9 protein-coding genes are annotated in these 10,421 nt (G+C 38.8%); 4 read left to right on the top strand and 5 right to left on the bottom strand.

What is annotated here, in order from left to right:
• Positions 1-175: 175 nt before the first annotated feature.
• From AAEY78_RS11015 to AAEY78_RS11030, 4 genes are all read left to right on the top strand, one after another.
• Positions 176-2,098 (top strand): HsdM family class I SAM-dependent methyltransferase, encoded by a 1,923-nt coding sequence (locus tag AAEY78_RS11015; protein WP_352339389.1) that lies wholly within the window; start codon positions 176-178, stop codon positions 2,096-2,098.
• Positions 2,095-3,021 carry a hypothetical protein gene (locus tag AAEY78_RS11020; RefSeq protein WP_352339390.1) on the top strand — a complete coding sequence of 309 codons (927 nt, stop codon included), beginning with the start codon at positions 2,095-2,097 and terminating at the stop codon, positions 3,019-3,021. The genes AAEY78_RS11015 and AAEY78_RS11020 overlap by 4 nt, the downstream gene beginning before the upstream one ends.
• 200 nt (positions 3,022-3,221) lie before the next feature.
• Entirely contained in the window at positions 3,222-3,764 is a 543-nt protein-coding gene (locus tag AAEY78_RS11025) for a hypothetical protein (protein ID WP_352339391.1), read from the top strand.
• Between the two features lie 26 nt (positions 3,765-3,790).
• Positions 3,791-3,970 (top strand): hypothetical protein, encoded by a 180-nt coding sequence (locus tag AAEY78_RS11030; RefSeq protein ID WP_352339392.1) that lies wholly within the window; start codon positions 3,791-3,793, stop codon positions 3,968-3,970.
• A 203-nt stretch (positions 3,971-4,173) separates the two neighbouring features.
• On the opposite strand, the gene AAEY78_RS11035 is transcribed toward AAEY78_RS11030, so the two are convergent.
• From AAEY78_RS11035 to AAEY78_RS11055, 5 genes are all read right to left on the bottom strand, one after another.
• Positions 4,174-5,193, bottom strand: a complete 1,020-nt coding sequence (locus AAEY78_RS11035; RefSeq protein WP_352339393.1) for a hypothetical protein — start codon at positions 5,191-5,193, stop codon at positions 4,174-4,176.
• A gap of 382 nt (positions 5,194-5,575) precedes the next feature.
• Complete coding sequence (locus AAEY78_RS11040; RefSeq protein ID WP_352339394.1) at positions 5,576-6,739, bottom strand: TniQ family protein; 1,164 nt, start codon at positions 6,737-6,739, stop codon at positions 5,576-5,578.
• The gene (locus AAEY78_RS11045; RefSeq protein WP_352339395.1) at positions 6,697-7,590 is read right to left on the bottom strand and encodes a TniB family NTP-binding protein; all 894 of its coding nucleotides are present in this window, start codon (positions 7,588-7,590) and stop codon (positions 6,697-6,699) included. Before AAEY78_RS11045 ends, AAEY78_RS11040 begins: the two co-directional genes overlap by 43 nt.
• The gene (locus tag AAEY78_RS11050; RefSeq protein WP_352339396.1) at positions 7,590-9,650 is read right to left on the bottom strand and encodes a TnsB C-terminal domain-containing protein; all 2,061 of its coding nucleotides are present in this window, start codon (positions 9,648-9,650) and stop codon (positions 7,590-7,592) included. Before AAEY78_RS11050 ends, AAEY78_RS11045 begins: the two co-directional genes overlap by 1 nt.
• The gene (locus AAEY78_RS11055; RefSeq protein ID WP_352339397.1) at positions 9,640-10,287 is read right to left on the bottom strand and encodes a TnsA endonuclease N-terminal domain-containing protein; all 648 of its coding nucleotides are present in this window, start codon (positions 10,285-10,287) and stop codon (positions 9,640-9,642) included. Before AAEY78_RS11055 ends, AAEY78_RS11050 begins: the two co-directional genes overlap by 11 nt.
• Positions 10,288-10,421 lie beyond the last annotated feature (134 nt).

A 10,421-nucleotide genomic window follows, 5' to 3' on the forward strand; every position in this document is an offset into this window, starting at 1 on the left:
TCAATTGTAAGTTAAAAAATAGACTGCTTTTCTGTTAGATTGTAGTAAATCTACACCAGATTGACTATACTGGATCTTATTTTAGGTTTAGTGTCTTTGGTGCGTCTGCATACATATAACACCATACGGCTTATAAAATAACTTATTTTGTTATCTTGAATAAATAGGGTTGAATATGGGTTTTAATGATTCAGAGGTACAAGCTGACTGGTTATTTAAAGATTTGATTGAGTCTAAGGGCTACACCAATAACGATGAAGTGATTGTTGAGTTTAGAGACAAAACTAAAAATAAGCTTCTAAAGAAACAACTCGAACATGCTAGCAAAAAAGGTAATAAAAACGGCATTCCAGATTTTATAATTCGCTCACAAAAACACGCTAATCTCGTTTTTTTAATTGAATGCAAGGCAGATCCAGAATTTCATGAGAGCAGAAATGGAGATATGCCTGTTAATTACGCTGTGGACGGTGTTTTGTGGTACTCCTCTTTTGTCTCTAAAGAATTTGATGTTATTGCTATCGCTTTAAGTGGAAACACTGATAACTATAAAATAAGTTCTTACATGCAGTTGAGAGGAACAGATCAGTATAGCGAAATAAAATCATCGGAGCTTCTAACTTATGAGAATTATGTGGATGTAGTATTGAAATCGGACATCTCTTTTAATAGAGATTACGAAACCCTGCTCTCCTATGCAAAAAGATTAAATTCAGATCTACATAAGTTAAAAATCAAGGAGTCTAAACGGGCACTGCTTATTAGCGGTGTTCTGATTGCCTTACAAGACGAATCATTCAGAATATCATTTCATACTCACGCATCGTCGAGCGCTTTAATAAGCACTCTTATCATCTCTATATCAAGCCAGTTGAGAATAGATAAGAAAAAGGACAGAAATAGCGATACAGTGCTTAGCTCATTTAGTTTTTTGAAAACCAGTAAGTCCTTTACTGAAGAAAAAGAGATTACTATTGAGAAATTAGTTGACGCTGGTGCTGGTAAGACAAAAAAAGAAACAGTTAAGATTAGACAGGGCCTTTGGGCTTTAATAGAAACTATTACCTCAATTAGAGACAATGTATATTATTTCTTAGAAAAATATAAGTATGTAGATACTTTGAGTCAGTTTTATATCGAATTCTTAAGATACGCTAATACCGATAAAGGTTTAGGTATTGTATTAACACCTATTCATATAGCAAAATTATTCGTTAAAATGGCTGGTGTAAATCAAGACACTATTGTCCTTGATAACGCGGCAGGAACAGGGGGTTTTTTAATAGCTGCAATGGGTGAAATGGTAGAGGACGCTGGCGATAATCAGCAGAAAATAGACAAGATAAGAGAAGATCAGATTTACGGCATTGAGTATGACGAGGACATATATTCACTACTCGCTTCTAATATGATAGTACACTCTGACGGGAGAAGTAATATCAGATGGGGAAGCTCCTTTGATGTGGTTCCAGATGAGCTTAAAAAGATCACACCTAATCACAATATTATCGATGTAGGTTTATTAAACCCACCTTTTAAGTCTGATAAAGATGACGTTGAAGAGTTTGACTTTATTTTCTCTTGTTTAGATGCGGTTACAAAGGGAGGTACGGTGATCGCTTTAGTTCCAACGAACATCGTTACCGTTGATAAAGGTATTAGTTACCAAAACAAAAAAAAGCTTTTGGAGAATCATACATTAGAGGCAGTTGTCTCATTACCAGAAGATCTTTTTTCTAATAGCAAAACCTCAGTTGTTACCGTCGGCATTGTTATTACTGCGCACAGACCACATCCACCTCGAAAAACAACATGGTTTGGTTATTGGCGCAACGATGGTTTTGTTAAAACCAGTAATTTTGGTAGAACCGACATTAACAACGAATGGTATGGCGAGAACGGACTCCAAGAGTACTGGTTGTCAGCGTTTATAAACAGAGAAGATATCCCGCAGTTTAGTATCAATAAGGTAGTTTGCGCCGAAGATGAATGGCTTGCAGAAGCATTTTTAAAAACAGATTACACGTTACTATCTGAATCTGACTTTGAAAAAACGGTTAGACAGTACTATGCATTTAAACTGGAAAATAACTTATGAACCTTGTAAAAGTAAGTGATCTTTTCGATGTTAAGTATGGGGTGAATTTAGATCTTAATAAGCTTGATCAGGTTGATAGAAGTCACCCTGACGCAATAAGATATGTTGGCCGTAGCAGCAGAAACAACGGAGTGACCGCTTTTGTAAAGAGAGTGAGTGAGATTGATCCAAACCCAAGAATGACGATATCTGTTGCAGGTGGTGGTTCTGTTATGTGTAGTTTTGCTCATGATTCTGAGTATTATTCAGGAAGGGATTTGTTTTATCTTTTGCCTAAATCTCCAATGACCATTAAACAACTTCTGTTTTACTGTACAGCACTTACCGCAAATAAGTTTAAGTTTTCTTACGGTAGGCAGGCGAATAGAACGCTGTCCGACTTGTTAATACCTGATATCTATAGTATGCCGCCGTACATCAACTCAATCTCTTTTAAAGATAATGATGGTATTTTGGAAAACATTGATCAATCCTCAAAGCTAGGAGCTAGATTGATTGCGCTTGATACTGAAAACACCTTAACCAACCTCTTTAAAGTTTATAACGGCGTAAGCTCAAATAACGTAGTTGTACAGCCAACGCGCTCCACCTCAGATTTAATTCCGTACATTAGACCCTCTAAATGGCAATCTTCTAGTTATGGCGGGTTTGTTGACAAGAACCTTGTACCTAAAGATAAGATATATCCTGAAGAGACGCTTTATATATCAACGAATGGAGCAGGAAGTCATACCTATGCGTATGTATCTGTAGAAAGTTTTTTACCCAATAGTGATGTAGCGGTATTAATACCAAAACGTCAAATGTGTCTAAACGAGAAGTTAGTATATGCTACATTTATTACATCAAATAGGTTTAAATTCTCTTATGGTAGAAAGCCTAAAGGCCTAAAGATCAAAAATATGATACTTCCAATGACCTAAATTCATCTATGTATAGAGCATTTCACAAAACCTGACATTAGCATGCTATTCTAGCTACCCTGAATTATTTAATAAAAAAAATGTTTAACTATTAATTACGCAAGTTAATATTATATGAATTATAGTGTTTAAGATTAGAATTCATTACATTGTAATAAATTCTATCAGTTATACTATAGTCGTGAACCATGGAATTTATAATGCAGTCTTACGATCTACAGGAATTAAATGCACATAAAATAAGTGCAGTTCAATCAGCTTGGATAGAAGAGTTAGAAAAAAACAGTGATAGTTTAATTCAGTTAAGCAGCTCTCTTTTCGAAATCATTATAAGTCAGAAGAACTATGGTGTTCTGACTAAACGTCACAATAAAGATACGTACATGGCAGTAGTCAATAATGACACTGGTGAAACAGATGCCATTGTACATATTGTTTTTTCTAAATTAGGTTCCTCATCGATGTGTAAAATCATGGATATATACCATGCACCACATGTATCAAATTTAGAAGATGAGATGTACAACAAAAAATATTATGAAATATTCTTAAGCGTACTAGCTAACATGCTGCAAATCAACCAAACGACTAAGTATGGCGTCACTAAAATCTATGCTCGTGATGATATTTCACAAAAAACCATCCAAGCAATTGACAGTGATTCAAATAAGAGTCTTCTAAAAGAGATTGGTTTTGAGATGAACTTACTAGGCCGTCAATGGCTTGAGTTCAAAACAATTTAATCAAATCTAAAACTAAGGAATTAACCATGCAAAACTTCAATAGCGTTAAAAAAGCTGACCCTAAAGTTGTAGCGGCATTGGACGGAGCTCTACGTAGCGCTGTTATGAACGCACTAACAGAAATGAGCGACAAAGGTTACAATACGCGAGAACTTTTAGCTGTTAGTTTTGAAAAGACCACTTATAAGCAGCAACAAGCCGCTTAACTAGTTCGCCTACAAATAGAAAAGCCCCTCATATAGAGGGGCTTTTCTATTTGTAGGCGATTAATCATCTCAAACTCCCATCCATGCTGCGACTGTCCATCTGGGCTAGTAGGTGTTACTAAATGATTGTATTCCGCCTAAAGACCCTTGTTAGAAGCTAGGACGATGCAATCGATTTTGCAATATTTAGCTTAACGTATCATTTATATTTTCGGCAACCAATACTCTTTATGAGCAAAGATTAACTTGATCATTTCATCATCGTCACATTGTTCAACCGACAATGTTTTTAAAATGCTTAGCTTGATATTAACCTTATGAAAATAAGCCATGCAAAGCTGCAACCATATCAACTGATCCTTGTCCGACAATGGCTTAGTTTGGTTATAGAGCAACATTAATTGTTGTTCAATCTCACCTCGATTTGCCTTTAAAACAGCATCTTTAGAAGGCTTAGCACAAACCATATCCAAACCATACTCTCTATTCAAAAACATCACAAAACCATATAGCGCGCTGTACTGACCATGCTTAACGAGTAAATACCCCTCTATTTGCTCCTGATTGGGCGTATTTGAGGCCTCAATGACATATTGAGTACATAGGTCTACCGCAGGCTGCAGGGCCAACCTGATCGATTTAAACGAGGTTTTACCATTCAGCAGTTTTTGCTCTAAATGTTGATGGTACTTACTGATGCAGCAAGGCGCTTTGCCATCAAATTTAGCCAGCAGATTAATAATCCGCTCTTCTTCGGCAATCTGAGCTTTAACTTTAAGATCTACCACAACCTGCTTGGTCTTTATCAGCCACCGTAGCACCGTTAGATGCTCACGTAGTCCGTTTGGCTTAAACTCATTCACCAGCGACTCATAGCTGGGTATCTTGCCCCATAGCTCATCGCAGCGAACAAAGAAGTCGATAAAGTTATTATGTTTAAGGGTAGCAGTCATGCTACCTTTATTGACCATAAACCACTCAGTAAAGTCGATATAAGCTTGTCTCATTAGGGCTGTGGACAATAAGTAGCTATTAAGTTTCGCCTCATGCTTAAGTCTTTGTGACCAGTAACAGTCATTGCACTTTTTACCCATACCAGCGGGCATAAGTTTATGACAACTCTCACAAGGTATCTCACCAAAGTCATGACACTTTTGACACATCGGCCCTTTATCGCTATCGACAAGCTCTCTGTATCTATAACACAGGGGGCAGGTTTGCATGACATGACCTTGATAGCATCTTATGCATACTGCATGATCGTGAGATAGCTTTGAATATCGACTGATATTTCTTTTAAACTTACCACACTCGAAACACTCTTTTTTAGCCTTAAAATGGTTCTGATAGCATACCTGACACACACGCCCGTATTCCGTATTAGCACCATCTTTAACCGCTGCGCCGCCACAACGAGTACACGGCTGATTCATACGACAACTACTACAGACGGCAAAGTCCTCTTTTTTATGCAGACGGTTTATCTCACCGCACTGACTACAAGGCTTTTTGATGAACCATATCCGATAACAATTATCACAATAGGTATCGCCTTTATAGCGTCTTTTTATCTTAACGTTCTTGTTAGCACAAGAGTCGCAACGATTAAGCGTCTTTTTTAATGTGCTTGTCATAACTCTCCCTCATCTGCATCTTGCGCTTAAGCCTATTCCAAGCCGCCATCACCGCTTTAGGTGAGGTAGGCTGCGTATTCTCTGACTGTGCTTTGTGGCGACGCGATGGCATCAGAGGTAGTTGATCATAAACTTGAGTGAAAGCTTTAGGGATAACTGTGTATTTTGACCACTGGAAGCTGTTTTGGGTGATATTAAGAACTGTACAAGCTTTGATCCACTCATCACCGTCAATTTGCAATAGGTGATAGGCGCATTCAAGTAATGCAGTGCGTTCCTCTATCGGTAAATAATCAAACCTGAGTGCTGTTTTAGGTAGCGATAAATCACTAGTATCAAGCTCTAGTGCGGTTAATAGCTTGCCAAACATATAGTTAGGGTTTTGCAGACCTCGCCTGACTAAATTAATTAAAAATAGCAGGTACTCAAACCACTGAGCCATACTGACAACTTGCCCTAAAACTACGCCTTGCTTACTCAAAAAAGCCTGATCAGCAAGCTGTTGGAAATCGTTAAGCGCCTCGCTAGGTGTTATATCCAAAATTGCCTTGTCCATCTTGCCCAAACAAGAATGACAGCGATTGATATACCGCTGCTCTGGACTTAACATCTGGGGCTGGTAAGGCTGATTACAGTGAGCGCAATCTACCTGTAAGAATGTCTTGTGCTTCGTGCAGCAGACAGACCACGTAAAGCGCCACTGCAATTTAAGGTAAGCCTCTTTATCGTCGCTCATACAGTCAGGACAGTAGGGGTAGCCCAGTCTTGAGTATCGGTTTCTTTTTGATAGTGGCTTTGTCCATAGCAAAGGTGTCTTATTATCCGACTTAATAGACGTATCCTCAGAGAAGTCTATTAATATCTGATCATCAAAAGTATCGACGTTATGACCTGTTAGCACCGCTATATCAGAAGTTATTTGCTCGTCAAAATGATTAAAGCCTTTATCAGCGTCATACGTCCATATTCGATACTGGGGCCAGTAGTAGTAAGTAAAGCTCAAAGGACTACTCCCATGCTCGAGTGCGGCGCGTACCAGCCAAGACGTTAAGCTCTCGCCATATAGAAAAGGTGTTGCAAAAGTCAGTGGTTTTACCCAATAATTTTGCGTAGCCCTTTGGTAGGTTTTAGGCATGACTTACCCCTAATATTTTCAACAGTGATTTCTTCTTCACCTGATTCGATGGCGCTAATAGCACAATCATTGATTAAGCGTTTAACATCGCCAAGGTTGCCCGTGCTAATGCTATATATCAGATTAACTTTTTCAGTCTCAATAAGTTTAGAGGGCTTTTTAAGCGGTAAAATCTTCTCAAAACTACCAACCAGACGTTTAAACTCTTTGTCATTGCGCCATAGAGACAGTTCAGCCACATCAAAGCGACTAGCGTGTTGCGGGTCTGTGTGTAGAATACGAATAGCGTCTTTAGTGCCACAAAGCACGATAGGCATTAGCAACTCATTGCATAAGAATTTGATGACATTCATGATGGCTCGTTGCTGTCTAGCAGTACCCGTGAGCATTGAATGAACCTCATCGATAATGAGCATTTTGACATTGGTGTGTCTAAAGGCATTGACGACTTGGTATCTTAATTTATTGGCCGCATCGGTTGGCCTGTAGGGTAGCTGAAACGCCTCAATAATAGAGATATACAGATCCTTTTCACTGGCAGTTGGCGGCGCTTGTATCTTGATTATAGGAATGACTAATGTTTCATCAACCGTATAATTCTCTCCGAACTTGTCATAAAAACGATTTATGATTGTGGTTTTGCCGTTGTTGGAATCCCCAATAAGGAGTAGGTTTGGCATACGATGCTGCTTTACATGGTTCATGAGCCCCTGCATCACATCAATAACCTGATTAGCAGTGTGGTAACCTACCCACCTCGGAGAGTGAATAAAGTTAACTCTCTCTTTATCGGGTAGATGAGCGATATGCCTAAATTTCTCATGGATGTGGGTGTATAAAGGTTCGCTCATTAGTCAATATCCTCAAAGTATAGGTCATCGTCATCGTCATTCTCATTCTCATTCTCATTCTCATTCTCATTCTTATCAGACTCATCAAGGCTTGCCTCTACCGCCTTTTTGTTTAAAATCCTAGTCGATTCTGGCAAGGTATCTAATATATCTACCTCTTTATCTTCATCTGATTTCAACTTGTCATACATTACCTGCGATTTAGTATGAGCTTTTTTACGCTGCTCACTTCTACGCATCTTTTTAGTTGCACTTTTAGACTCGTCAACTAGGGTTTGCATGTCTTGTAATGCTTGATATATCAGCGCCTCGTTAACGGTTCCTGACTCCTGTTTAACTTGCCTATAAATACTCCTGTACTCCCAAAGGCTAATTGGTGGCAGAACTTGATTTGCTAGTGGCACAGGAAAGTATTGTAGTAACTCAGGGTCATAAAACCATACTCTAGTAATATCCCTTGGATCTTGTCTAAAGATAAATTTGGTCTTATTGCCATTATCATCAGTATGATTAATGAAGTTGTTTAAACAAGCATCGTAATACTGCAAGCCATCTATTGTTGCGCCATTTCTTTGAATAGTACGCTCAACACTAGGCATAAAATCCAGCACCAGTGTATGAGGGTCTGATGGAATTGACGGCAACCCAACACCACTCTCAAAGCCATCACCAAATATACCTATGCGCCATTGCTCTTTAGGGCTGCGCTCAATACTTGAGTGTATGCTTTCGTGATAATCCATCGTGACATAGGTAAGGAACCATCTTTCAAACTCATGCAAGGTCAAACTGGCATGCTTTTCAGAGTTGTATTCGTCCTTTTCTTTAATATTAGAGAAGGTGGTGCCGGGCAATTCATGCACACGCTTCATCATAGTGCCAATCAATCGCTCAATATGACCACCGTACTCAGGTCTAGCTACTGGTCTAAATTCAAGATTGATACCATGAAAAGCGCAAGACTTTTGCAGGCTTTGAGCCCTAAAATCTGATCCATTATCAACATGAATTTTCTTTGGTACACCAAAGACATTCCATTTCACATCGGATAATCCAAACTCAAGCAACAACTCATCTTTTGGTAAAATACTTCGTGAGATGCACATGCTAACTGAGGTAACAGACGGCGCATCTAGTGAGATGTAATAGCCTGTGACCATGCGACTATAAACATCAACAGCCACTGTAATGAAGGGTCTACCAATAGGCTTTCTGTGCTTATCATCAACCAGTATTAAATCTACTGGTGTATGGTCGATCTGAATAACACTAAGAGGGTAGTTCGCATCAGGAAATTGACCTGCTTTAGCGGTGAATTTTTGTTTTGCACGCTTTCTTTGACCACGGCCCCGCAACAAGTCTTTCTCTTTAATCTCGCTGATACGGTTACGGATGGTATTTTTACTAGGTTTGTCGATTCCCTCTAAGTGACAACGCCTAAAGATCTCTCTGATAGCAGCTTGTACATTAGGTCTTTGAACAGTAAGGTAAAAATTATTAATGACATCGCTGATGATATTTTCTATATCGTCATTGAGACGTTTAGCCCCTTTTCTCCACCCTCTTTTTTGGTCAATTAAAGATCCAATTGAGCCTGTTGATTGATAAGCATCAACCCACCGTCTAAGAGTACGGGTAGAAACACCTACTTCCTCGGCTCTTCTTATATAGCCTTGCTCACCTCGGTAGTGATCCTCACCATACCAGTCATCTTCCAGAATGAGTGGGGTTATGGCTAGGTACTTCTTTTGAGCCTCTTGCCACTCATCATCACCAATGTCATTAAGGTCAATGACAAAAGAGCTATTTGCACTATCGGTCACATTATCAAAGTCATGGATGGATAAAACCTGATTACTTAATGTTTGTAAGTTTCTAAATACTGCCTGATTTAGATCGTCAAGGTACTCGATAAGCTGGTACTCATCACCGTCGCTTTTATTACGATAAATACCACCAAGCACCATTTGAATATGATTGCGGCTATACTGACTACTAGTATCGAAATGAGTGCTCATTCTTAACCCTATTGCTTTGGTTACTACTTCGTTATTCAACATGCCAGACCTCCATCTGCGGGTCTTTAATGTCACCCCAAACATCAAACCCGATTTGTTTATTTGCCATTAGGTGCCAAACCAATACCTGCCCATCGGGTCGATAAAGCGCCGACTTGAAGTATCTCGCTAAGATGTAGTCAACAGTAGTAATACCGCGTTGCTTGATATCAGCGAGTATTGCTTCAACTTCTTGCTTACTAACGCTTACGGTTTCATAGGCTCTAAGAAAGTTGATATTATCAAGAGCATCATGCCTAATCCTATCCTCATCGAATATGATGAACCTAATACCATTTTCCTTACAATATCGTATAGCTTCCTTCCATTTGTCAGACCAATCACGCCAGTTTAGTTGCCACTCACTTTTTGGTTTAACCTCTGCAATAAATGACTTACCTGATTTGGCATCTAATTCCACATAGTAGTCAGGTGTGTAATGATAGGTTCTTCCATTTTTACTAAAGGGTATTCTTATAGGCTGAGGGGTAATGTTTTTGACATCATCCCGAAAAGCGTGATAGATGATAAAGTCTCTTTCTAAAGTCGATTCGTAAGCAAGTGGCTTTTTCTTATAAGAAATGACACCTGAAACACTCCGTCTTGTCGGTTTTATTTTACGAGTTTGATGTTTGAACATTATGACACCTATTTCTGGTAATTTGTAAGAAGATGACACCTATTACTGGTAATATATGACATCTAATTTAGGTAATAATATGCTGTAGGCAAAAAAATAAGACCTTATTATGACACTTATTGTTGGAATTGACA

The organism is Psychrobacter sp. 16-MNA-CIBAN-0192, from assembly GCF_040309565.1.
In the GTDB taxonomy this organism is placed as follows: domain Bacteria; phylum Pseudomonadota; class Gammaproteobacteria; order Pseudomonadales; family Moraxellaceae; genus Psychrobacter.

Coding starts and splice junctions, on each gene's coding strand:
- AAEY78_RS11015 (WP_352339389.1), top strand. CDS start 176: ATGGGTTTTAATGATTCAGAGGTACAAGCTGACTGGTTATTTAAAGAT.
- AAEY78_RS11020 (WP_352339390.1), top strand. CDS start 2,095: ATGAACCTTGTAAAAGTAAGTGATCTTTTCGATGTTAAGTATGGGGTG.
- AAEY78_RS11025 (WP_352339391.1), top strand. CDS start 3,222: ATGCAGTCTTACGATCTACAGGAATTAAATGCACATAAAATAAGTGCA.
- AAEY78_RS11030 (WP_352339392.1), top strand. CDS start 3,791: ATGCAAAACTTCAATAGCGTTAAAAAAGCTGACCCTAAAGTTGTAGCG.
- AAEY78_RS11035 (WP_352339393.1), bottom strand. CDS start 5,193: ATGCAAACCTGCCCCCTGTGTTATAGATACAGAGAGCTTGTCGATAGC.
- AAEY78_RS11040 (WP_352339394.1), bottom strand. CDS start 6,739: ATGCCTAAAACCTACCAAAGGGCTACGCAAAATTATTGGGTAAAACCA.
- AAEY78_RS11045 (WP_352339395.1), bottom strand. CDS start 7,590: ATGAGCGAACCTTTATACACCCACATCCATGAGAAATTTAGGCATATC.
- AAEY78_RS11050 (WP_352339396.1), bottom strand. CDS start 9,650: ATGTTGAATAACGAAGTAGTAACCAAAGCAATAGGGTTAAGAATGAGC.
- AAEY78_RS11055 (WP_352339397.1), bottom strand. CDS start 10,287: ATGTTCAAACATCAAACTCGTAAAATAAAACCGACAAGACGGAGTGTT.